Genomic DNA, 22,146 nt, shown 5'->3' with positions numbered 1-22,146 from the left:
TTAGCGATTGACCGGTAAAAAGCGGCTGATCGCAAATCGCGGATCGCTCATCGCCAGAAAGGTCAACCGGATGCTCCGTATTCTCTGGCTCTAGACTCTCATCTCTAGACTCTCAACTTCTTTCGACATTCCGCCTTCGACATTCGACATCTCCTACCATCGCCTTCTACGCGGTCTCTGCCCCCTCCGCGAGAGATCTTCTCTCCTCCGCATGGACTGCACCGAATGGCTACCTGGCGTTCAATCGCTTCACCAGGCGATCGACGCCGGCGGCGACCCGTTCCTCGACGTCTTCCGCCCAGCGATGGGCCGGCTGACCGTAGACCATCATCGAACTCTGCCCCTCGTAGCCCCCCTCCAGCAGGACGCGATACGACGGAATGTAGGCCATCACGTCGTTCGTATAACCGCTGACCCACGCGTCCTGTCCGTACTCGGCCTTGAACCGCAGGACGTAATCGACGACGACTTCGCCGCCGAGCGTGATCCACAACTGGTCGCCGCCGAGCTTCCAGGCCTGAATCGGATAGGGATACTCGCGCGGCAGCGCATGCCCCGCTTCGACTTCTTTCAGCAGCCGGGCGCCCCACCGTTGCGTGTAATTGACCGGCCCGCCGGCCAGCTTCTTGAGCTCTTCCCGCGTCGGCATCGGCCCCAGCACCAGGGGTGTGACCTCCAGCTCCATCTGCAGCGTCGGAGCGACTGGCGTCATCGGCTGCGCCAGGACAGCGTCGACGGCGTCCGCCAGCCGCTTCCCGTACTCCTTGGCGAGTTCCAGCGTCCGGCGGGGAATGGGGTTCTGATCGGCTCCGCAGCCCATGCCGAACAGGGCCGTGGCTCCCGGATGCCGTTCTTCCAGCAGTTCCTCGGCGAATCCCGCGTAGTCGCCGCTCCAGAGCTGGAAACCCAGCGTCGTATTGTGGCAGGCGTAGATGAAGAAGACGCCGATCAGTTCTTTCTTCGCATTGTGGACCGCCAGGACGGGGACGGAATGATCGTCCGGCCCCAGAAGCTGGTTCTCCGCCCGTCGCTTCGGGACATCTCCTTCGGGGTTCCGTCGGCGGTTGACGGCGAAGTCTGTCTGCCCCACGCCACGCGACAGAGTCGCCGGCTGCAGATTGGCGATCGCCTGCTCGATAGTCTTGACGATTTCCGCCGTCAGCCAGTCCGAGTATTCGTCGATCAACGAGAGTTGCTTGTCATCGAGCGGATAGATGTCGTAGAGGGCCCCTTTGAGGACCGGCCCGCAGTGCGTGTGGGAGGCGTGCAGCATGATCTGCGCGGGGGAAAGTCCCAGCTTCGCCTGGAGCTGCTCGCAGACTGCCGTGTAGATGCCACGGGGAATCCCGAGCGTATCGCTCGATAGAATGACGCCCCGCTTGCCGGCGGCGTCTTCCAGGGCCAGAGCCCGGATCCAGATGTCGTGGTGCTTCCCTTCCGCGGGAGCGGTCCGGCCGCCGTAACCGGCCATCCAGAGGGGCTTGTCGGGCGTGATGACGGCCTTGGCCAGTCCGGCTTTCCAGCCCGGTTCTGCCGCGACGAGTGCTCCCGCGAACAGCGAGAGCAGCAGGAACGAGCAGCAGAATCGAGCGAGCCATCTGCCGGTTTTCATCGAACCTCTCCGTAACGGATGACGCCTGCGGTCTGGTCGCCCCGTGGCGACACCTGTGACTGTTGTACGCGGAGATGCGGCGCGGGGAAAGGGTGCAGCGGGGAAGTGGCGAGTGGTCGGTGATGCACGGTGAGTGAGGAGAGACGATCGAGCTGGAGCCAGACGGCTGGAATGACGTGTTGCGAGCACAATTCGGCCGGCGGGAGTCTGCCGTCCGGGGAGGTGTTATACTGGGGGCGCATCGTCCGACTTCCTCCGTCAGAAGACTCTCATGCCGAAGAAATGCGTGCGTTATCAGTCGTCGTTCAAGATCCTCGGCTGGCCGTTGCTGGCCGTCGCCTGCGGACCTGACCCGGCAACGGGCGAAACACGCGGCTGGGCGCGCGGGATCATTGCCTTCGGGGACATCGCCACGGGCGTAATCGCCATCGGCGGCTTGGCGGGAGGCGGGATCGCGGTCGGCGGACTCGCCTGCGGCCTGGCGACAGTCGGCGGAGTCGCCCTGGGCGGCCTCGTTCTCGCCGGCGTGGCGATCGGCGGAGTCTCGTTCGGCGGCGTCGCCGTCGGTCACTATGCCAAGGGGGGAGTCGGAGTCGGCACCTACGTCGTCAGCCCGAAGCGCCAGGATCCGGAGGCACTGCGAGTCTTCGGCGGCAAGACGCGGGAAGAGAAGGTTGACCGGCCGCCGATGGAAGAGGACGCAAAGAAAGAATGACGCGAAGCGTCATCTCCGGAAGCGCCCAGTCAAAGCCCTGAAGCGAGAAATCGTCTTCACTCACCACTCACCACTTTCATCTCTCTGCGATCCCCGAATCCCGATACCCGATACCCGATACCCGTTTCCAGATGAGCGGCGGCGCGGCCGGTCGTCACCGGCCCGCGCCTGGTCCAGCGGGTTCGTCGTGCAGGTCGTGCGACGGGGAGAGCGGAGGGCGATCACTCGGCCGCGGCTTCCTGCCGGCGGGGCGCCTCGCCATTCCGCGACCGCTCGTCGACCCTTCGCGAGCGGTTTGCACGACGATCCCGATGACACTGCTCAGCTCATCCAGCTCCTCCGACGGTCGGACGTCGCTGCGATCGCCCGGCTTGCGGGGACAACAGGCGGCGACGCGGCAACAACCCGACCACTCACGCTTTCACTCTCTCGCGACGAGAGTGGGATCGGCCGGTTCCCCGACAAATCTTCGCCTGTCAAACGGCAACGATCACGGAATCCGGGTGAGAGCCGGAGGCTGTAGCGATTGTGCCGGATCGGAAGGGCGGCGCCCGTTTCGAGGGGAGGCCCCCCCCGGGTGGCACGCCCAGAGGCTTTGCGATGGGCGTGGTTCTCGGCACAAAGACACGCCCTTCGAGGACTCTGGGCGTGCCACCCAAATCGATCTTGGTGCTTGGTGCTTGGTGCTTGGAGTTTTGTTTCAGATTTCGTGCTTCGAATTTCGGATTTGAACTACCGTGGCCTCGGCAGCAGTTTGTCCAGCCCCCGACCCAGCTTGTCTTCGATTGCCTTCTGAAGCTTATCCTCGGCCCCTCCAAGCTTGTCGTTCAGCAGCGAGCCCGCCGTCGACGACGCGATCATCCGGCCCAGCTCGGCAATGGCCTGACTGTCGAGCTGAGGGCGATTGATGGAGCCGCGGACGGGAATGCGAATCGACTTCCCCTTCAATCCGGCCAGATACTTCTTGCCCGCGATCCAGTCGTCTTCGATCGGGATCTCCGCGATCAGGTCGATGGTTTCATCGAAGCCCACCGAACCCTGCGTGCGAATCGTGTATTCGCCGACACGCATCACGAGCTGCTGGTGATGGACCCGCCCCTCGATCACGCGGAATGGAACAGTCTGCTCGGCGAGCTTGATCCAGACCTTGTCGGCCGAGGCGGCGCCAAGCGGCTTCCCCTGGATCAGACCTTTGACCTGCTGCACGACCTCCGTGTAACGCAGCGCCAGCGGGCCGGGACGGACATCGACGCCGTGAATCTGCAGCGCGCCGGCCACGTCGCCGGCGCGGAGCGAGTCCAGCGGAACGGTCGCGCCGGTCAGATCGAGGGAGAAGCGGCCGTCGACGACCGCGGCGTCCGCAAGCATCGGGCCGACGTACTTCATCCATGTCGCGCACAGTTCGGGGGACGCCCGCACCTGGTCAATCACCCGGCCCTCGCCAAGGGTCAGCAGGCTTGGAGTGCGATCGAACCGCACGACCGGTTGCGCCCGCACATGCCCCTCCGCGACAGGAATGTCCTGCATGCCGAAGCGGCAGATCCCGCTCACCAGGTCGACCGAGATGGTTCCCGCACCGACCGGCAAAGCGTAGACCTGCGCGCTGTTCCAGCCGACAGCCGCCCTCCCCTGCCAGTCGGGACCGATCGCCGCGGTGGTCGCCGCCGGCGAGGTGGCCAGGCTGACGGTCGTCGCCGGGATCTTTCCCGAGGTCGGCGTCGCGGCGCTCACCAGCGTCCCTTCGAACGAAAACGCCTGCTGTCCCGCTCCGTCGATCTTGAACTGTTTCGTGACGGACGGCCCGAGCCGCGGCGATATTCGGGACCAGTCGTAGTCGAGCTGCCCGCTCAATTTCGCATGGGCCGCGGACTGCAGGTGCTCGATGGTTCCGGACGCGGCAAGCGCCAGGCCATCGACCTTGCCGCCGGCCTGAGTCAGCTCCAGCCGGTCCTCCGTCGTCAGATACTTTGCGGACCCGCTGAGTTGCAGTTTCGGCTCCGTCCAGAGCTGCTCCCACGTCGCTCGCTGAGGCGTCCGGCTGATTCCGGTGCCGACCGATGCGGCCGACATGACGATCAACTTGTCGACGTCGGTCTGCCAGTTCGCGGTGATGACGCCGGCTTCGGTCTTCACGTCGGCGGTCCCGGCAAGAAGCCCCTGGGCGGCGTAGACCGGGTCACCGGCGGCGACGACTTGCCAGCGTGACAGAGCCCCGAGGTCGGCCTGGTAGGTGAGTTTTCCCGTCATACGTGGGGACTGCGGTCCGCTGAACGCAACGTCGCAGTCGAGCAGTTCGCTGCGAAAGGTGGTTCCCACCAGCGACGTCGATTTCGCCTGCCAGCGCTGATCCGTCTGCGACCAGTCGCCCGCCGTCTTCAGTCGGATCTGCGGATCGCTGATCATCCAGCCGGGGGACTGGGCATAGAGCTGCTCCAGCAGCACGTCAGCCTGGCCGACCTGAATCGCATCTTTCGCGACGCGGAGCTCGCACATTGATTGAATCGAGCCCGCGAGCTGCCAGGCTCCCAGGTCCAGCCACGGTCGGATCCGTTTCTGCCAGCGAGTCAGGTCGCCGCGCAGGCCCGCCCGGCCGGCGATTTCAGCGCCGGTGAGAGTTCGGTTCCAGGGAGCGGTCAGCTCTGCGACGGCGAGATCGTCCCCGGCTTTCACCGTGACTCGCGCCGTCGTGATTTCCGCCAGCGGGACGCCCGCGACAGTCTGGCAGTCAGCCTTCAGATCGATGGTCAGTTCGGGTTCGGACCAGATCTGCGTCGGATTCAGCCCCACCTGCATCTGCTGCAGCAGCAGTTGACCGGTCATCGCCAACTGATCGCCGTCCGACCGCTGAACCCGACCGTTGAGCCGGGCGCGGCCGGTCAGTCTCCGTTCGCCAAGATCGACGAACCGCGCCAGTTCCTGCGCCAGCCGGTCGAGATTGCACTGGGCATCGACGGTGGCGTCCGACAGCGAACCTTTGCCATCGGCCGTGAAGAAGTCCGACTGACAGGCGAGCTGATCGAACACGACTTCGGTTCCCGCCAGATGTGCCGCGAAGTTCGCTTCGACCGGGCTGTCCCACGTCAGCGGCCGTCCGGCCTGCTGAGCCTCCAGTCCGGCGATCGCGGCCCGCCCCGTCCACTCCCGTCGGGACTGCTCTTCGCGACTGGTGAGCTGCACCTGCAGCGTTCCCGCCGTGATCCGGGTGTCTTCGCGGATCTGCAGCGTCTGCGGCAGCAGCGCCGCCAGGCGTGCCAGATCGAGCCGTCCGCCGACGAGATAGTCCTCTTCGCTGGCGACGGTTCGCAGGAACTCGGTCAGCGATCCGGGGTTCGCTCCGTCGAACGGAAAGCTGCCGGTCACGGTGATTTCTCCAACGTCGCAACCCAGGCGGCCCTGCGTCACAGCCAGACGCTGGTCGCGGCAGTGGATCGATCCGCCGAGTTCGAAGCTCTCCAGGCGGACGGCATCGCCCGCCATGCCGGGCGCACCTGTGACAACAACTTGAGCGACCGTCAGCCGACCGTCGACAAGGACCGTCGGAGTCTTGCCGTCAAGGTCTGCGCCGACTTTGATCTGCGATGTGAGGACTCCCTCCGCCACGAATTCGGGAGCCACGCGCTGCAGGATCGGCCGCAAGGGGGCCAGTGACCAGTTCATGGCGTCGAAGGAGACCGACATCGGCAGATGCTCGCTGTCTGCCGGTTGAGTCGCGAAGGCCAGCGCCACCTGATCCGCCGTGGCGCCCGCGGGACGAATGCCGACCTGAGCCTGCGTCGCCGTCTTGCCATCGAATGTCAGGCTGACCTGCAGGCCGTCGACCTGAGACTTGTCCCGGGTGACGATGTTGTCAAAGTGAACCGTCGTGTCGCGGAGTTCGAGCACAAACTGCGGCAGCGGTCCGGTGACCGGCGAGTTCCAGAAGTCCCACCCGGCGTCTTCGACATTCGAACCGTCCGCCCGAATCCGATCGTAGACCGTCATGCCGGTCAGCTTGATCCTTCCCAACTGGAGCGAATCGACGGCGAGCTTCCAGAGGGGCTGATCGACAACGATCTCCGGAATCTCAGCCAGCACCTGACCATCGGGATCGCGGGCGACGGCATTGCGGACGACGATCGGCGACAGCCAGCCGAGTGACGTTTCCCCGAGCTGAATCTCCCCCTTGAAGAACGGAAACAGGATCCCAGGGATACGTTGCCGCAGTTCCGTCTGCCCGACGATGGTTGGTGCGAACCACCCGATCCCCGCGACCAGAGCCAGCGGTAAAAGCAGCCAGCGAAGCCAGCGGCGGCGACGAACCGGCGGCTTGGCAGCCAGTGGCGCCTCGGCGGGGATCTCTGTCGTCGTCATGGTCCCGACTCCTTCCGGCTCTGACATTTCCAGCAACACGCATTCCAAACGCGTGCCACTGGCGGCTGGCCGCCAGCGATTTTGCAGCGCGGGCACGGGCGGACAAGCCACCCGCGGCGCATTTTCAGCGATCGTTGCCGTCACCCGTGAAACAGCAAGTATGTTTCACAGCCTTCAACGCACCGTTCCACTCTTCGAAATCGGCGTAGACCGGACGGGCGTTCCAGCCAATCTCGCAAACCCCGGCGCACAGAATAGCGGTTCTGCACAGGGCGCAAACTGCAGAATCTGGGAAAGGAACAAGCCGGGCAAAAAGCCCGGCTTGCGTGTGCGTGTGCGTGTATCGTCGATCGCTGATGGAATGCAGGCGATCGCAGCCCTGCGTCCGTCCGGCCATCGACCATCAACGATCGACCATCAACGAAACTAAATTCCCTCCAGCGCCTGCTTCAGGTCGGCGATGATGTCTTCGACGGCTTCGGTGCCGATCGAGAGCCGCAGGAAGTCCGGGGTCACGCCGGTGGCGGCCTGTTCTTCCGGAGTGAGCTGCTGGTGCGTCGTGCTCGCCGGGTGAATGATCAGCGACTTGCTGTCGCCGACGTTCGCCAGGTGCGAGAACAGCTTCACGTGATTAATGAGCTTGATCCCGTTCTCGCGCTGCTGCGTGGGAGTGGCCCCCTTCACGCCAAAGCCGAGAATCGCACCGCACCCCTTGGGCATGTACTTCTTGCCGAGTGCGTACGACGCGTGATTCTCCAAGCCGGGGTAGTTGACCCAGGAAACTTTGGGATGGCTCTGCAGGAACTGTCCGACGGCCAGTGCGTTACTGCAGTGGCGGTCCATCCGCAGGTGGAGCGTTTCCAGTCCCTGGAGCAGCAGGAAGGCGTTGAACGGGCTCATCGCGGCCCCCAGATCGCGGAGAAGCTGCGTCCGGACCTTCAGGATATAGGCCAGCTTCATCGGGCCGAAGACGTCGAAGAACTTCATGCCGTGGTAGCTGGGGTCGGCCTCGGTCAGTTCGGGGAACTTGCCGTTGCCCCAGGGGAAGTCCCCCTTCTCGATCACGATGCCGCCGATCGACGTGCCGTGCCCGCCGATGAATTTCGTGCAGGAATGGACGATGACGTCCGCCCCCCACTGGAACGGGTTGCAGAGGTACGGCGAAGCCAACGTATTATCGACGATCAGCGGAATCCCGGCTTCGTGAGCGATCTTTGCGATCGCTTCGAAGTCGGGGATGTCGAGACGCGGGTTGCCGATCGATTCCAGATAGATGCAGCGGGTCTTGCCGTCGATTGCCTTCCGGAAGTTCTCCGGATCCGACGGCTGCACGAACTTCGTCTCGATCCCGAATTTCGGAAACGTGTAGTGAAACAGGTTGTAGGTTCCGCCATAGAGACTGGTGGCGGAGACGACGTTCTGGCCGGCCTGGGTGATGTTCAGGATCGCATAGGACTCGGCGGCCTGCCCGGAGGCCACGGCGAGGCCTCCCGAGCCCCCTTCGAGGGCCGCCAGCCGCTTTTCGAGGACGTCGCACGTCGGATTCATGATCCGCGTGTAGATGTTGCCGAACTCCTGCAGCGCAAACAGATTGGCCGCGTGCTCGGTGCTGTTGAACGTGTACGACGTCGTCTGATAGATCGGGACGGCGCGAGAGTTCGTCGTAGGATCGGGAGTCTGCCCGGCGTGCAGGCACATCGTTTCGGGACGGTGAGTGTCGGTCATAGCAGTCTTTCGGGAGAACGAGGCCAACGCCGGTCCACGCCGGCAAAACGAGGTCGCCGGCGCACTGAACAGAACGTGCGGACGACAGGTCTCAGGATGGTACGCAGGGAACGGTGCCAAAGCAATTCGGCGAAGCCGGGAGCCGGGAAGTCACGCCCGTTTCGGGATTGATCGCAGTCCTCGATCCGCGCAGAATTCACTGGCGATACATACATCGAACGCACGTCGCGCGAACACGCCCTCTCGACTCACAAATTCAACTGGAGAGCTGCCATGGCCACGGCCTTCGCAATCCCGCTTGTCATCCTGCTGAGCCAGGTCGGCGCAGAACCAGCTTCCGACGGAGTGAAGTCCGCGGAAGGGAACGCCTTGAAGCGATGGGCGGAGATCTACTCCCGCGAGGCCGCCGCGTATGAGCTGTCGCTGGGACGTGCTGACGCCGCGAAGCTCACGCTGCATACGCTCCCCGTGCTGCAATATTCGAATCCAGTCCGTCCCACGGACCAGCACGGCGCGGTCTATCTCTGGACGCTCGACGGGCGTCCGGAAGCGATCGGGTCCATGTGGTCCAGCGTCGACCCGAAGGACGCGCGACAGCGCGCGATGTCGCACGAGTTTCAATCGCTGTCACTCGCCCCGCTCGAATCCCGACACGCCCGGCGGATCGGCCGCAAAGGGCCGGTCCCCGACTGGAAGGCGAATGAACCCGGCATCGCGCTGCGCCCCCTCACGGACGCTCCGGCCCCTGGAAAGACCGTCACGCAACGTCTGCGACAGATGCGGCAACTGGCCGCCGGGTTCTCCGCCAGCATCACGGCAAGCGACGTCGAAGTCGCCAGCGACCTGCGGCTTCTTCCGCAGCCGCTGCTGCGATATTCCAGCGAATCCGCAGGCGTCATCGACGGGGCTCTGTTTGCATTCGTCCTCGCGACCGATCCGGAGTGCCTGCTGCTGATCGAACTGCGTGAAGCTGCGGACGGACCGGTCTGGAACTACGCCGCGGCCCGCTTCACAAATCGCCCGCTGAAGCTGATGAAGGGTGAGCAGGAAATGTGGAGCTGCGCCAAAGCAGAGGACTATGTGGGAAACCGCCCTTACTTCCTTTATTTGGGCGTCGGGCGGCACGACGAGTTGGAGTAACAGTGCTCGGAAGAAATCCGCCAGGCGGCCCGTACGTGCATGCCGGGGAGCGTTGCCGCAATCTCGGGATGGCTCGCCGCCAGAAGCGGCAGCGTCAGCCACGCCGGTCGTTCTCTGTGGTTCTCGCGCTGTCGACCGGATTACGTCATTTGCCCACAACCTTCATCATCATCCGCCAATAGGAACTCGTCGGGGGCGGAAAGGTCTCAATTTGCGGCAGATGATGAACTTTCGTGTCGTCGTAGAACATCACCATCTCGGCGGCTCCGGAACGTCCAATGGCGAATTGCCAGAGCGGCTTTGCCTCGTCGGCCGACTGGACCGCTTCGAGAAAGAGCGTGGCTTCGGGATGCGTCCCTTCTGCAAAGACGAAGATTGCTCCGTCGATCAGCCCGCGTTCTCGATCATCGTACCGATGAACGGCGGATGGGAGCATTCGCAGTTCCACTCTTCCGCTCGTGTAGAACTCATGAGCGGAAAATCGCCGCATGAACTGTTTCATCTGACCCATCCGAGCCGCCGGGCTCTCCACCGGAACCGAAGCGTGCGGCAAAGATTGAAACGTGAGGTCGCTCGACTGGGGAGTCCATATTTGCCCCGATTCGGCGGTCAACTTGATGGGTCGGTCGGTCGTCGCGTGAAAACAGAACCAATCCTGGCGTAAATCAGACTTCAAGTTGTCATTTCGATTCAGCTCCAAGACCGCTGCAGGCCGTCCTTTGCGACCCCACACCCACAGCGTCCCATACACATTGCCGCGCACCGGCTCCGTGTATCGCAAGACGGGATCCTCGACTCGCTCAACTGCGGAGCCTGAGTCGACGTCTTGAATGGAGATGATCGCCGCGTTCGCCCGCGCAATGCCGATCTGCTCTGCCGCTTCACCGGTCGAGCGGGTTGGCGCCGGTTCCTGGGCGAGGGCGATCAGGCCGATCGGTCCGATCAGCAAACCCAGAAAGAATTGATTTGGACTTCGCATCACAGGCTGTCCCGGCCGTGGTGGAGAAACTCGACTCTGACCTGCACCCCGCTGACCCGCCCCGCATGACGCTCCGGCGGATCGCTCCTCTCCAGTGGCTGCACGACGAGTGTCTGAATCACGAAGACCTCCCGGGGACGGCAGCAGGGCGACGGGCCGGGCCCCCCCGGTCAGTCATTCCAGAGACATCCTGACCCGCCCAGAGTCGGTTGTCCAGACGTTGCTGATCCGACGCAGCAGGCGCAGATGCGCCATCCGGCTCGACCCTTAAAAGCCGACCGACTCCCGCCGACGTGTCGCGATTCGCGCGAACGTCGAGTTCGGGCGAATCGCAAGATGCAAGTCGAGACGGTTGTGGCGATGAAACGCCCGTGTCGCAATCCGCACGACACGGACCACCTCTCAATTCGACCGTCAACGGGACGGCGCGTGTCGGAAGCTCGTGCTCTCGGGGTGCTGACGCCTGAACCAGTTGAAACGCGGGGACATTTCCTCCTCAATGATCCGACGCGCGGTTTCGATGGTGATGGGAGGGGGCCGTGTCACTGAACCATCGAATGGGAGGAGCGTATTGATGAGATCGCGAATTGCACTGTTGTTTGTCGTTGCCCTGATGGCGGGCTCAGCGGGGACAGATGAGGCGTCTGCCCAGGACCGCCGTTGGCGCGTCCGCCAGACTCCGCGGGCCGAAATTCGTCCGCTGGCGAACCGTCCGACGACGATCATTCCAACGCGTCAGGAAATCGCCAGCGTCCCCGAACCGGGACAGGGTCGTCTGGTCGGCTACGTGCTGAATCTCTACCCGACCGGGAGGCTGGCGCGGATGGTGTTGAATCCTTGAATTTCGGGCAGGGATCGCGAAGCGGCCCCGCAGAGCGATCTGCGGGGCTCCCTGTCATTTCTCGAGGAATAATTCCAACAGGCAACGGCCCGACAGTCCGACCGACGAATTCATCGCCTGCCGATCGCCGCTTGTTCGCCCTGACTCTGATCACTTCACATCGATTCAGAGAGCGGAGCTGCGGGAATCGCCACTGCGTTCTCGTGAGCCGAAGAGGTCGTGCCATGCTCTTGGCCAGCACCATCTCCGGCCCCGGTCAGTGACGCTTTCCAGATGGCCGAGGCATTCTTATTGGCCCGCCTGCTACTACCGGGCGAACTTCGCTCGAATCAACGGCGCCAGGAACTTGGCGGTCTCGTCGCCGATCACGTGGTAGCCGGCAAGGTTCGGGTGGCGGTCGCCGAACCAGCCGGGGAGTTGTCCGAAATGCGCATCGAGGCGATTGTCCAGAACCTCGACCGTCGGAGCCTGTCCGGGGACAACGAACGGTTTGACGAACTCCCGGCGGTTCTCCGGAATCTTCTCCAGCGGGAACCGACGATAATTCAGCATGTCCGGGCCGCGCTTCAGTTCTTCGGCATAACGCGGGTAAATGTCGAACAGAAGCAGGTCCTCGGCTTTCGCAACCTGGGAGTTGAGTTCGTTCAATCGGCGGGACGTCGCTTCGTCGCCGTACGGAATGACCGTCATCACGACGAGCGTCGCCTGAGGATGGTCGTTCTTCAGTCGGCCGATCAGCTCGTGGTAGTCCTTCGGAAAGTTCTCGGCCAGGTTTTCGCGACGAGCGTTGTCGTTGAGGCCGTAGCGGATGAGGACATAGTCGATTCCCGGCAATTTGGAGGCCGCCTTCTCGTACCGGCCGGAATCCAGCAGTCGGCGGATGTACTCGCCGCTCAGGCCGAGATTGATGACATTTGTGGGCGGCAAGTCCTTCTCGGCAGCCAGCAGTTCGCGAATCACGTCCTCCAGATGCGGCCCCTGCGGAACGTGGCGTCGCGGAACGCTCCCTTCCGTGGTGCTGTCACCGAGCAACAGAATCTGAACCTTGCCTTCGTGCTCGGCTCGAACCAGAGTGCTGCCGGAGCCGAGAACCAGAATTGCCGTAACGACCAGCATCAGGAGTCGACAGGACATCGGGACGTTCCTTCGGTTTCAGAGTATTGCGGGGAATGACGTCGGGCGGGCCGAGGTTGGCATACACCGCCAGACTACCCGCCATTATCCCAGCAAGCCCTCCGACAGTGTATTGCGGTGCGAGGCGGTAATCTCGCCTATCGTGCAATTCGACCTCAACCACTCCCCAAGCTCGGCATAGAGCCGGTGCATTTCGGTCACTCTGGACAGTCCGGACCGCTGCAATTCAGTGATTACGGACCGATCTGAAATGTCCCAGACGGACTTTGTGATGATTGGCGGGGGCTGCTCAAAACCTTCCTTTCGCCTCCGGCTCCAGACGTTCAGGAACCGTCGGTCCACCGGGTCAATCCTGCCGACGGAACTCAGCCCGGATACCGTCAGCTTCGGCTCGCTCGGATCGACCACGCAGGACGCATACTGAATCTTGATCTGGTGAAACCAGTTCCATGCGTCCTTGTCTGTCCCGGACCGCCTTCGCTCTTCACCGGACGAATCGTAATACCAGTTCCACGCAGCCGGCAGCAATCGACGAACGCACTCATCCAGCGTCTCGAAGTCGTCGTTGGTGAACTTGGCCCACTTGTAGTATGGAGTGCCGAGACTGGAATTCTGGAGAAACTCCTCGGTGAGCGTGAGAGGCAGGTAGTGCGTCAGCGCATGCTCTGCGGCATTGATGACGTCGCCGAGCAGATGGTAGACGACCACCGCGAGTGAACCGCGAAGTCGCTCCCGCGTTAATGCGATCACCGGGAAATCAAACAGCAATGGCAATCCTTCCAGCACTTCGCATCCTCCGGCAACGCAACGACTTCTGTTCGGGCAGCCTCCAAGGACGATAGAACGAATGTCGCCAATGTCAAGTTCTTGATGATCGGCGAGTTGCGACGGTCGACTCCGTCGCGTGAAAGCATTCATTCCGTCGCCGGTCTTGGCTGGAATTCAGACGGCCGTGCGTCCAACGGCCATCGCAATACTCGGGCTGGCCCCAGCCCCCGCCGTCCCGTACAGTCTTAGACAGTGTTATCTTTCGTCCAGTTTCCGCCCCGCCGCAGGTCTGCCACCCTGATGACGGTCGACAAAACCTCCCTCTCCGAAACCGACATCTGCACGCAGTTCATCACGCCGGCCCTGCAGCAGGCCGGGTGGGATTTCTCCACGCAGGTCCGGCAGGAAGTCAATTTCACCGCCGGGCAGATCCTCGTCCAGGGGAAGACCGTCAAGCGCGGGGACAAGAAGCGGGCCGACTATGTCCTGTCGTACCGCGAAAATCTCCGGATCGGCGTCGTCGAGGCCAAGGACAACACCCAGGCGGTTGGGGCCGGCATGCAGCAGGCCCTGAGCTACGCGGCGCCCGACGCTCTCGACCTGCCGTTCGTCTTCAGCAGCAACGGCGACGGGTTCCTGTTCCACGACAAGACGGCGAAACCCCGAACGACGCCCAAATCGTGAAGGACTTCCGCGAGAACTGGCACTCCGAGAAGGCCAAGTTCTCGGCCGCCGAGATCCGGCAGGGCCTGGCCTGGCTGCGGGAAAACGGCCTCACCCCAACCGGGCGCGGGACGACGACGAAGCCACAGTAGAGCGAGGAGACAACATGGCAGTCTGGCTGATCCGCGCCGGTTCCGACGGCGAATTCGAGGCGACGTTCCTGCAGGAGAACCGCGTCTACGTGACCAAGGACACGCTGGATGTCGACCAGTTGAAGATGAAGGACCGCTCGGAACTGGCCGATGCGCTGCCGTAACCGCGTTACCCTCGATAGGGGCCGGCGAGCGGTGAACCGTGGCGAAACCGATTGACGATGTGCAAATTCTGCGGTGACTTGTCCACGGCAATTCCCAGGATTGGGCCGTGATACGAGGGCGTGCGTTTCAGCAGCGAAAACAGCCGCGGCTTCGCGAGCTGATCGGCCTTTCCACGGGCCACGGCGTTCAGCCCGTTCCATTCCGTCGACATGAGGAACAGCCGTTCGAATTCGGCAGTCCCCTGGCCGTTGAACTTCTCCATCAGCCGAGTCCAGAGATGGACGTTGTCCTCGATGGCAAAGTCGATGACGCTGTACGGCAATGGATCGCCGGCTTCCCGCTCAATTTCGATGGCGAAAATCTTCAGAGGCTCGCCGAAGGCGAAAATCCCTTCCAGTTCCCAGAAATGCCGTGCCGCCATGATTCGCTCCGTTGACGACGCCATCACCCAACTCGCGACGGCGGGGAATCGGGCGGCCCCGTGTCCACGCGAACTGGTGCACTGGCAGTATATCCCCAAAAGCCGAAGTGCCAACAGTTCGCGACAGCGATGGACCGTCCCCTGTCCAGGGCTGGCGCGCACTCAGGGCCATCGACGCTGGCCCTGACCGATCCCGCGGTGTTCAGTGATCGAGATGGCCGGGTTCAAGCCCTGGCCGAACCGGTTCCACAACCTGCGGGCGGCCTGGCCGACCGCTTCCCGATCCACGTGGTTTGCCAGTGGCTGGGGAACACGCAGGCGGTGGCCCAGGAGCATTACCTGCAGGTCACCGACGACCATTTCGCCGCGGCGCTGGAGTCGCCCAAACCCCCATCAGAAAATCCGACGCAAAATCCGACGCAAACCCACCCCGAACTGGCCCGAACCGACGCACATCCGACGCACAGTAAAAGAAAGAAACCCCTTGAAAACAAGGGGTTTCTGAAGAAATCAATAGCGGTGGAGGGACTCGAACCCACGACACACGGCTTATGAAGCCGTTGCTCTAACCGACTGAGCTACACCGCCTTGCAGTTCTGCAGACGTTCTGCCGCCGAAGCGGGTTCGCGTTGCTGGACGAAGTTTACCGAAATTTGCCCGCCGGGCAAGGGAAGGACGGACAAGTCGAGGGCCGAGCGTCCGGAGTCGAGAGCAGGCGCCCCGGAAAACCGGAAATTTCAGTCCCAAACTTGGGGACTACGAAGCCGCGAATCTCTTTCCGCCCAACGCTCCCCATTGACTGTGTCGGGCGCGGACTGACTCCACGTTGGCGGCCAGTCCTTCCAGGATCTCGTCGTCCCGCTGGAAGTCCCGGCAGGCGGTTTCCAGGGTTGGAAACAGGCGACTTCCCGCCCGACTGCCCGCCAGATCGGTGGTGATCGTGGCGATGTTCCGCCGAAGTCCCCGTCGCAGCCGGCCGGTAAAGACCATCAGAAACAGTCCTGACCACAGTAGCGTGAACAGGATGGCAGGAAGGTAGAACCGCAGATCCAGGTAGTCGCGGCCCAGAATCAGCGCGTCGTAGAAAAAATTCTTTGCGACCATTCCGAGCAGGAAGAGCGGCAGAACCGACCACAGCAGTTCGTACCAGGCTCTCACGCCCCAGCGAGAATGGCGTTCGGCTGCGGCCTCCAGACACTGGTCGATTCGCTCCGAGACCTGCCGGAGAAAATCTTCTTCGACCTGGTGCGACGCATCCGCCGCCGATTCCCGTGCCAGGCGCGTCCGGAATTCGGGTTCCAACCCGGCGTCCCGCGCGAAGCCATCGACGATGAGCTGCGCCTCGCGGAATTCGGTCTCGCCCCAGCCCAGACCTTTCAGGCCCGATGTCGTTCCCGCAAACGAATCGGCCTGCCGCTGGACCCACTGGGCTCCCTGCCACAATCCCAGCAGCGCCATTTGGGCGCTGCTCCGCGCCCTCAGCAGGGCCAGCGACGACAGCCAGGCCGCCGGCTGGTGGTAAACGCGAAGCAGGAGGCTGAAGGGGGAAAGACTCCATCGCGACAGCAGCTTGTCGAGCAGCCGACGTTCCCACAGTCCCTGGCTGGTCTCCAGTTCGGCGCGAAGTTGCTTCGACATCGCGGCGATCAACTTCTCCCTCTGCCGGGCCAGTTCGCCGGCCAGCCGCTCGACGGCAGCCCCCTGCCCGGCCAGCTTCTCCCGACAATGTTGAAGAGCCGCATCAACCAGCCCCAACAGGTTCGCCCGGCGGATTGATACCCGTTGCGACGACGACAGTTCCTGGGCCAGCACATTCATCAGCCGACCGAAGTCTCCGGTCGGTCGCATGCCGTGCTGCTGCTCCGCAAGCGCCTGCCGGGAATCGACGAAGAACATTTCCGCCACCCGATAGGCCGGGGCAAGCTGAGTCCGCCAGTCGTCGCGAATGTCCGAGTCACTGTCGGCGTGCGTCTGCACGAAAACCAGCCGGCAGCCCGCCGCGGCTTCCGCCAGCTCGTCTCCCACGCGCGCCGAGCGATACTTCTGTTGAGTCGTGACATACAGCAGGACATCGCAGAATGGCAGCAGCCGGTGGAGTCGCGCCAGATTGCTCTGTGGCGTCTCCGTATCGCTCGTGTCAGGGTCGGGGCAATCGAGCAGGATGACTTCCCGCAGAAACGGAACATCACAGCGGACGACCCGCAATTCATCGACCGGCAGGCCGTACGTTTCCAGGCGTGTTTCGGGATGGACCAGCAGGACCGGCTCGGTCGTTGTCGGTCGCTGACGTCCCGCCGGAGTCCGTTCTTCACCGATGAGCGCATTGACCAGTGAGCTTTTGCCGGTGCCGGTGCCGCCGAACGTCGCCACGACGAGCGGCGCTTCGAGGCGAATGCGTAAGGGTTCAATCCGGGTCAGCAGCCGCTGGACAAGAGCCCGGCAGTGTTGAACGGGCTCCCACGGCGAAGCTTCGCCGGCCCAGTGCGTCAGCCGCTTCAGCAGGCCGTCGACTTCTGTCAGAAGTTCCAGGTGGACCAGTTCGCTGGCGGACATCGGTGTGGCCCTGGGGGGGGGAACGAGCAAGGAACAGGGAGTAGAGAGTAGGGAGTAGCCAGCCGGAGAAGAGGGCTTATCGCTGATCGCTGATCGCCAGAAACATGGAGAGCGCTTTCATTTCTTTCTCGACCTCAATTCGTCACTACGAACTTCAAAACCCCTGCGCCTCTGCGAGATTCCATTCTCTTTCAACTCGCCCTGAGCAACGACTGCATGGTCTGTCGTAACTCGCGCAGCAGCCGAGCTGCCTCACGGTACTCGTCCGCTTGCGGCAGGCCCGCTGCCTGGTGGAACTCTGTCGAAAGGCCTCCCAGCAGCCGTTCTTCGAGCCGAGTCGCCAGCCAGCCGGCCCGCTTACGGGCGAAGGCATCCTGCAGCCGATGAAACCAGGCCTGCAGGTATCCCGTGGCCGTTGATGCGGTCTGGCTGACGGCGAGCTCGCCCCCCGCAGCGACCGCCGCTCCCCCGGCGACGTCACCCACCACATGGAGCGCCGCCTGGACCGCGGCCGCCGAGGCCAGGTGCGTGGCCGCTTCGCCGAACGGCAGTCCGACTCCCGTGAGCGCCAGGACGATCGTCAAACCCGGCCGGGCCGCCGCAGCAGCCGCGTCCATCCGCTTGAAGAGCTGATAAGACTGAGGATTCTCTTCCCGGAACGCCATCAGTTCCTGCCCGACGATCTGTTTCAGCTCGGCGTCAAAGGCATGGGTGCGATGCTCCTGCTCCAGACTCAGCAACAGTTCGCTTCGGGAGACGCCGGTCAGCAATCCATCTAGCCGCGATTTCAGCAGGGCGTTCCCCAGCTCGCTCAGCCATGTGAGCTTCTCGTAAATCTTTTCAACCGCGCGGACGACCGCGTCCCACTCCCGTCGGCGATATTCCTCGACCGGATCGACGGGCGGCCCCTGCCACCAGTTGCGGGCTGATGCGAGCGGAGTCAGCAGCGCGCCGCCGACGGTGTCGTAAAACCCATGGACCTTGGCCGACCAGCCGGTCCGCTGCTCACCCCACCAGCGACGAATCTCGCCGATCAGCAGCGGCGTCGGGGCGGTCGGCCAATTCTCGACCTCAGCCAGCCGATGGGCCGTCAGCAGATCCGCCGCACTGCGGAAGGCCTGACTGTGGGCGGCGATCTCCTCCAGATAGGCCGGTGCCCCGGAGCCAGGATTGAGCAGGCAATCGAGCGACCCCCGCAGCGTCTGCAGTCGAATCTCTCCAAAGCGCAGCGTCGAGAGGACTTCGCGGAAGGGGGTCTGGTGTTGAGCCGTGACCACTTCGCCAATCGGTTTCTCATCGACCAGCGACCATGTCCGCTCATGAAACGGTAATGTCAGCGATTCCGCCGACTTGCGATCGCCGGGGGTGACGTAGACCGCATGCGGAGACAGTCCCGTTTCGCCGGCGAAGGTCTTCAACCACAGCGGCCAGTAGGCCTCGTCGTCGGGCAGTTCGCACTGATTGAAGACGATCACCACAAGTTTGTCTTCCGCCGCCGCCTTGCGGAAAAACTGTTTCACGGCCGCGTCGTTGTATTTCTGTTGAGTCAGCACGGCAATCAGCACGTCCGCCACCTGTCGCACGGCGTCGGCGCGCTGCCAGTTGACGGGGGCGTCACTGTCGATGTCGGGAGTATCCAGCAGCAGCAGATTGCGGGGCGATCGCTCCGACGTCCGCCAGAAGAGCGTGTCGCCCGCCCGGTCCTCGAGCGCCTGCTCCGAGTTCTGCCACTCGACGAGCTGAAAGCTGCCGAAGACCTCCTCCAGATTGTGCCGCTGCGAGAAGTCGGCCGGCAGAACGCAGACCGGGTGCTTTGTCCCGCTCGCCAGCGGACTGCTGGCGCTGGCGCGGAATCCCGCCAGGTGGTTGAACACCACGCTCTTGCCGATGTTTGTTCCGCCGACAACGGCGACGACCAGATAGGGATCGTCGGCGAGCTGCGGCAGCAGTTTGCGATCGAGCAGTTCGTGCCACTCCCGCCCCGCCAGCGGCGAAAGATTCAGCGGACGCGCCGCCGCTTCGAGGCGGCTCAGCGTCCCATGCAGCTCCCGCACCAGTCGTCCGCACGCGGCCAGCGTCATCCCGGCATCAACTCCCGCACGATCTGTTCGGCGTACTGCCAGGAGCGAGAACGCACGCCAGGGCGATTCGGATCAGGCTCCGACGTTGACAAAGACTTTCAACGCGGACTTATCCTCGACCAGCAGTCGCATCATCTCCTGGTAGTTGTCGAGCCCCTGCACCGGATTCGTCAGGATCCGCTCGGTGACGCCGGGATAGGCCAGTTCCCCGTGAGCAAGGGCCTGAATGCCCAGCTCGAAGTGCCGGCGATTGCCATTCACCGACGCCACCAGCAGCTTGTTTCCCAGCACCCATTCCAGGTTGATCTTGTCGCCGGGGACTTCGACCTTGTGCTGTCCGCCGGTGATGCTCGTCCAGACCAGCGCCCCGTTATGTCCGAGGACTTCCATCGCCTGGAAAGCGATCGCGGCACTGCCGGTCGCTTCGAAAATCAGATCCGGCTTGCCGACATGCCTGGCCAGATCCGCCAACGACGTTTCCTGACTGCTGATGTATTTCGCGCCGTATGCTTCGGCGATCTCCTGCTTCAGGTTCGGGCCTCTCTGTCGAGCGACCGTGAAGACCTCGATCCCCCGCAGACGGAGCATCATTGTGGCCAGCAGACCGATCTGTCCGGCTCCCAGGACGAATGCCCGCTGCGGATTCCAGACCAGCAGACGCTGCTGCGCCAGGAACGCCTGCTCCAGCGCCTTGGCGCAGACGCTGGCAGGTTCCGAAAGTACCCCCAGGTGACGCAACTTTTGAGGCACCTTGACCATGTATTCGATGTCGTCGACGAAGTATTCCGTCAAGTAGCCGTGCCGCAGATTGATTCCGCGCTCGAAATAGACCTCGTCGCTGGTGATGTCATTCCGGCCGATCTGGTCGTAGATCGACGTCCCGGGACGTCGTACGGTGCAGGAGACCAGATCGCCGGGTTTCAGGTCCCGCACTGCGGAACCCACCTCGACCACTTCGCCAAAACTCTCGTGCCCCAGCACCAGGTAGTCGTTGCCGTCCGGAGCATTCCCGTAGAGCGCATCGTTAATTTCACGATCGGTCGCGTCGACGCCGATCTGCAGCACGCGCACCAGCACGCCGCGCCCATTCGGAATGTCCGCGAGTGACGGCTTGGGAATTTCTCGCAAATGGACGCTGTGGGGACGCCCGGGATGAACGGCAATCGCTTTCATGATTCGCTGATCAATCTCGCAGAGGACAATGAATGCAGGCCAGTTCGCGGCCTTGTTGCTGGAGGTCGAAACAGTGTAGCGACGCCCTCGACAACTCACCACGAATCGGCGATGTTGCACCTGCAGCAGGAAACCCGGAGTCCGTTCCTCGGTCCTGCGGCATCATTTTGTTTTTCATGGCGCACCCGATTTCCGGCCCTCCGACCCGTGTCCGGATCGGCGACCGCCGATACGTCGTCGCCATTCAAAGAAGGAATCGACGACGCGACACTTCCTTGCGGCACTTTTTACGCCGGAGTAGCATTCGCCTCTCGCTACGCTGGCCTTGAGTGTCGCCTCGAAATCGTTTGGAAGAGAGCGGCTCCTGCGGATTCCGACGATCGGGGTTGAAACAACTTTCCGAAACTCGGATGACTGCGAGACTTGTCGGGTAATAATATCAGGAGTCGCGGTTGCGTCGTCGTCCGCAGCTTCTGCCGGTGATCGTGGAGGACGTCAGGGCGTACTTCCCGGCGCCGCGTCAGGGATGAAACTGCATCGGTCGGGGTCACGCTCGGACCTGCCTGATTGACCGGAGTCCCGATTCGTGATCGAGTTCCGCCGTTTTCAGAACACCGATCTCCCGCGGCTGGTCCGGCTCTGGCATCAGGCAGGGCTCGGACGGGGCGCCGCCGGCGGATTCGGCTGCGACGTCTTCGACGATGTTGTCGTGGCGCAGACGTATTTCGATCGCGACGGCCTGATCGTCGCTGTCGACGGAACCGAAGTCGTCGGCTTCGCTCATGCCGGCTTTGGTCCGACCCGCGACGAATCGACACTCCAGTTCACCGACGGCGTGATCTGCATGGTGATCGTCCATCCGGCACATCGCCGCCGGGGAATCGGACGCGAGCTGGTCCGCCGGGCCGAAGCCTACCTTCGCGACCGGGGCGCCACCAGCATTCAGGCCGGGGCCAGTCCGGGGCGGGATCCGTTTTATTGCGGGATCTACGGCGGAGCGGAGTCCTCGGGGCTGCTGGAGTCCGAGCCGTTCGCGATTCCTTTTTTCGAGTCGATGGACTATGTCCCGAAGACTCGACGCCTGATCCTGCAGCGAGATCTGGAGACGAAGAACGATCCGGTCAGTCTGCGGCTTCTCAACGCCCGTCGAGCCACGCGGCTCGACGTCCCGGAACTTACCCAGCCACGGACCTGGTGGTGGCAGACACGACGCGGACGCCTGGATTCGCTCGATTTTGCTTTGATTCCCAAATCGGGAGGCGAACCGCTGGCGCAGGTCACCGTCGTGGGACTCGACTTCTATATTCCCTGCTGGGGAACTCGCGCGGCTGGACTGGTGGACCTGCGAGTCCGGCCCGATGCTCGCAAGAAAGGCTTCGGTCAGGCTTGCCTGATCGAAGTCTGCCGTCACTTCCGGCAGGAGATGATCAGCGTCGTCGAAGCGCACGTTCCCGCCGACGACACGCCGGCGCTGGCCGTTTTCGCGTGCGCTGGATTCTCCCCCGTCGACAGCGCTGTGGTCTACGAGAAATGTTGAACCGCGCGATTTCGGGGATCGACAGGCAGAAACCGCGACACGGCGCAGCCCGCCCGATTCCTGGTCCCGGATGAGCGGTCGTTCAACTCGCGCAGTCGCCAACAGCCCTGCAATCGATTTGTCCGGCACAGCCGCTG

Annotated in this window: 18 protein-coding genes, 1 tRNA gene and 1 pseudogene; 8 read left to right on the top strand and 12 right to left on the bottom strand. The window is 63.1% G+C overall.

Annotation, left to right across the window (positions count from 1 at the left end):
• Positions 1-229: 229 nt before the first annotated feature.
• Positions 230-1,612 carry a neutral/alkaline non-lysosomal ceramidase N-terminal domain-containing protein gene (locus SH412_RS10725; RefSeq protein WP_336523510.1) on the bottom strand — a complete coding sequence of 461 codons (1,383 nt, stop codon included), beginning with the start codon at positions 1,610-1,612 and terminating at the stop codon, positions 230-232.
• Between the two features lie 271 nt (positions 1,613-1,883).
• On the opposite strand from SH412_RS10725, the gene SH412_RS10720 reads away from it, so the two are divergent.
• Positions 1,884-2,327: a hypothetical protein gene (locus tag SH412_RS10720; protein ID WP_336523509.1), complete on the top strand. Its 444-nt coding sequence runs from the start codon at positions 1,884-1,886 to the stop codon at positions 2,325-2,327.
• Between the two features lie 732 nt (positions 2,328-3,059).
• Here the strand turns inward: SH412_RS10720 and SH412_RS10715 are convergent.
• Complete coding sequence (locus SH412_RS10715; protein ID WP_336523508.1) at positions 3,060-6,677, bottom strand: translocation/assembly module TamB domain-containing protein; 3,618 nt, start codon at positions 6,675-6,677, stop codon at positions 3,060-3,062.
• Here SH412_RS10715 and SH412_RS10710 point away from each other — a divergent pair.
• A complete protein-coding gene (locus SH412_RS10710; RefSeq protein WP_336523507.1) occupies positions 6,676-7,107 on the top strand; it encodes a hypothetical protein in 432 nt (143 codons plus the stop codon). The genes SH412_RS10715 and SH412_RS10710 overlap by 2 nt on opposite strands.
• Here the strand turns inward: SH412_RS10710 and SH412_RS10705 are convergent.
• Complete coding sequence (locus SH412_RS10705; RefSeq protein ID WP_336523506.1) at positions 7,104-8,402, bottom strand: O-acetylhomoserine aminocarboxypropyltransferase/cysteine synthase family protein; 1,299 nt, start codon at positions 8,400-8,402, stop codon at positions 7,104-7,106. The two genes, SH412_RS10710 and SH412_RS10705, sit on opposite strands and share 4 nt — an antisense overlap.
• Before the next feature lie 273 nt (positions 8,403-8,675).
• Here SH412_RS10705 and SH412_RS10700 point away from each other — a divergent pair, with 273 nt between their 5' ends.
• Positions 8,676-9,542 (top strand): hypothetical protein, encoded by an 867-nt coding sequence (locus tag SH412_RS10700; protein WP_336523505.1) that lies wholly within the window; start codon positions 8,676-8,678, stop codon positions 9,540-9,542.
• A gap of 145 nt (positions 9,543-9,687) precedes the next feature.
• Here SH412_RS10700 and SH412_RS10695 read toward each other — a convergent pair whose 3' ends face one another.
• Both SH412_RS10695 and SH412_RS10690 read right to left on the bottom strand, forming a co-directional pair.
• Positions 9,688-10,521, bottom strand: coding sequence for a hypothetical protein (locus tag SH412_RS10695; RefSeq protein ID WP_336523504.1), 834 nt, complete (start codon positions 10,519-10,521; stop codon positions 9,688-9,690).
• Positions 10,521-10,643 (bottom strand): hypothetical protein, encoded by a 123-nt coding sequence (locus tag SH412_RS10690; protein WP_336523503.1) that lies wholly within the window; start codon positions 10,641-10,643, stop codon positions 10,521-10,523. The genes SH412_RS10695 and SH412_RS10690 overlap by 1 nt, the downstream gene beginning before the upstream one ends.
• A 452-nt stretch (positions 10,644-11,095) precedes the next feature.
• Here SH412_RS10690 and SH412_RS10685 point away from each other — a divergent pair, with 452 nt between their 5' ends.
• A complete protein-coding gene (locus SH412_RS10685) occupies positions 11,096-11,362 on the top strand; it encodes a hypothetical protein (RefSeq protein ID WP_336523502.1) in 267 nt (88 codons plus the stop codon).
• A 306-nt stretch (positions 11,363-11,668) separates the two neighbouring features.
• On the opposite strand, the gene SH412_RS10680 is transcribed toward SH412_RS10685, so the two are convergent.
• Together SH412_RS10680 and SH412_RS10675 are read right to left on the bottom strand one after the other, a co-directional pair.
• Positions 11,669-12,496 (bottom strand): SGNH/GDSL hydrolase family protein, encoded by an 828-nt coding sequence (locus tag SH412_RS10680; RefSeq protein WP_336523501.1) that lies wholly within the window; start codon positions 12,494-12,496, stop codon positions 11,669-11,671.
• 84 nt (positions 12,497-12,580) lie between these two features.
• Positions 12,581-13,282: a hypothetical protein gene (locus SH412_RS10675; RefSeq protein ID WP_336523500.1), complete on the bottom strand. Its 702-nt coding sequence runs from the start codon at positions 13,280-13,282 to the stop codon at positions 12,581-12,583.
• Between the two features lie 282 nt (positions 13,283-13,564).
• Here SH412_RS10675 and SH412_RS10670 point away from each other — a divergent pair.
• From SH412_RS10670 to SH412_RS10660, 3 genes and pseudogenes are all read left to right on the top strand, one after another.
• A pseudogene (locus tag SH412_RS10670) lies at positions 13,565-13,918 on the top strand (type I restriction endonuclease); the annotation flags it as partial.
• A gap of 26 nt (positions 13,919-13,944) precedes the next feature.
• Complete coding sequence (locus tag SH412_RS10665) at positions 13,945-14,079, top strand: hypothetical protein (RefSeq protein WP_336523498.1); 135 nt, start codon at positions 13,945-13,947, stop codon at positions 14,077-14,079.
• A 14-nt stretch (positions 14,080-14,093) separates the two neighbouring features.
• Positions 14,094-14,243, top strand: a complete 150-nt coding sequence (locus SH412_RS10660) for a hypothetical protein (protein WP_336523497.1) — start codon at positions 14,094-14,096, stop codon at positions 14,241-14,243.
• A gap of 5 nt (positions 14,244-14,248) precedes the next feature.
• Here SH412_RS10660 and SH412_RS10655 read toward each other — a convergent pair whose 3' ends face one another.
• The 5 genes from SH412_RS10655 to SH412_RS10635 form a co-directional block, all read right to left on the bottom strand.
• Positions 14,249-14,665, bottom strand: coding sequence for a hypothetical protein (locus SH412_RS10655; RefSeq protein ID WP_336523496.1), 417 nt, complete (start codon positions 14,663-14,665; stop codon positions 14,249-14,251).
• A gap of 514 nt (positions 14,666-15,179) precedes the next feature.
• A tRNA-Met gene (locus SH412_RS10650) sits at positions 15,180-15,253 on the bottom strand.
• A gap of 168 nt (positions 15,254-15,421) precedes the next feature.
• Positions 15,422-17,218, bottom strand: a complete 1,797-nt coding sequence (locus SH412_RS10645) for a GTPase (RefSeq protein ID WP_336523495.1) — start codon at positions 17,216-17,218, stop codon at positions 15,422-15,424.
• 191 nt (positions 17,219-17,409) lie between these two features.
• Complete coding sequence (locus tag SH412_RS10640; protein ID WP_336523494.1) at positions 17,410-19,299, bottom strand: GTPase domain-containing protein; 1,890 nt, start codon at positions 19,297-19,299, stop codon at positions 17,410-17,412.
• 72 nt (positions 19,300-19,371) lie between these two features.
• Positions 19,372-20,472 (bottom strand): glucose 1-dehydrogenase, encoded by a 1,101-nt coding sequence (locus tag SH412_RS10635; protein WP_336523493.1) that lies wholly within the window; start codon positions 20,470-20,472, stop codon positions 19,372-19,374.
• A 586-nt stretch (positions 20,473-21,058) separates the two neighbouring features.
• On the opposite strand from SH412_RS10635, the gene SH412_RS10630 reads away from it, so the two are divergent.
• Positions 21,059-22,009: a GNAT family N-acetyltransferase gene (locus tag SH412_RS10630; RefSeq protein ID WP_336523492.1), complete on the top strand. Its 951-nt coding sequence runs from the start codon at positions 21,059-21,061 to the stop codon at positions 22,007-22,009.
• Positions 22,010-22,146 lie beyond the last annotated feature (137 nt).

The sequence above is a fragment of the Planctellipticum variicoloris genome, from assembly GCF_030622045.1.
GTDB classification, from domain to species: Bacteria; Planctomycetota; Planctomycetia; order Planctomycetales; family Planctomycetaceae; genus Planctellipticum; species Planctellipticum variicoloris.
Note: the sequence above shows the minus strand (reverse complement) of the source record. Positions and strands in the feature narration are given on the sequence as shown.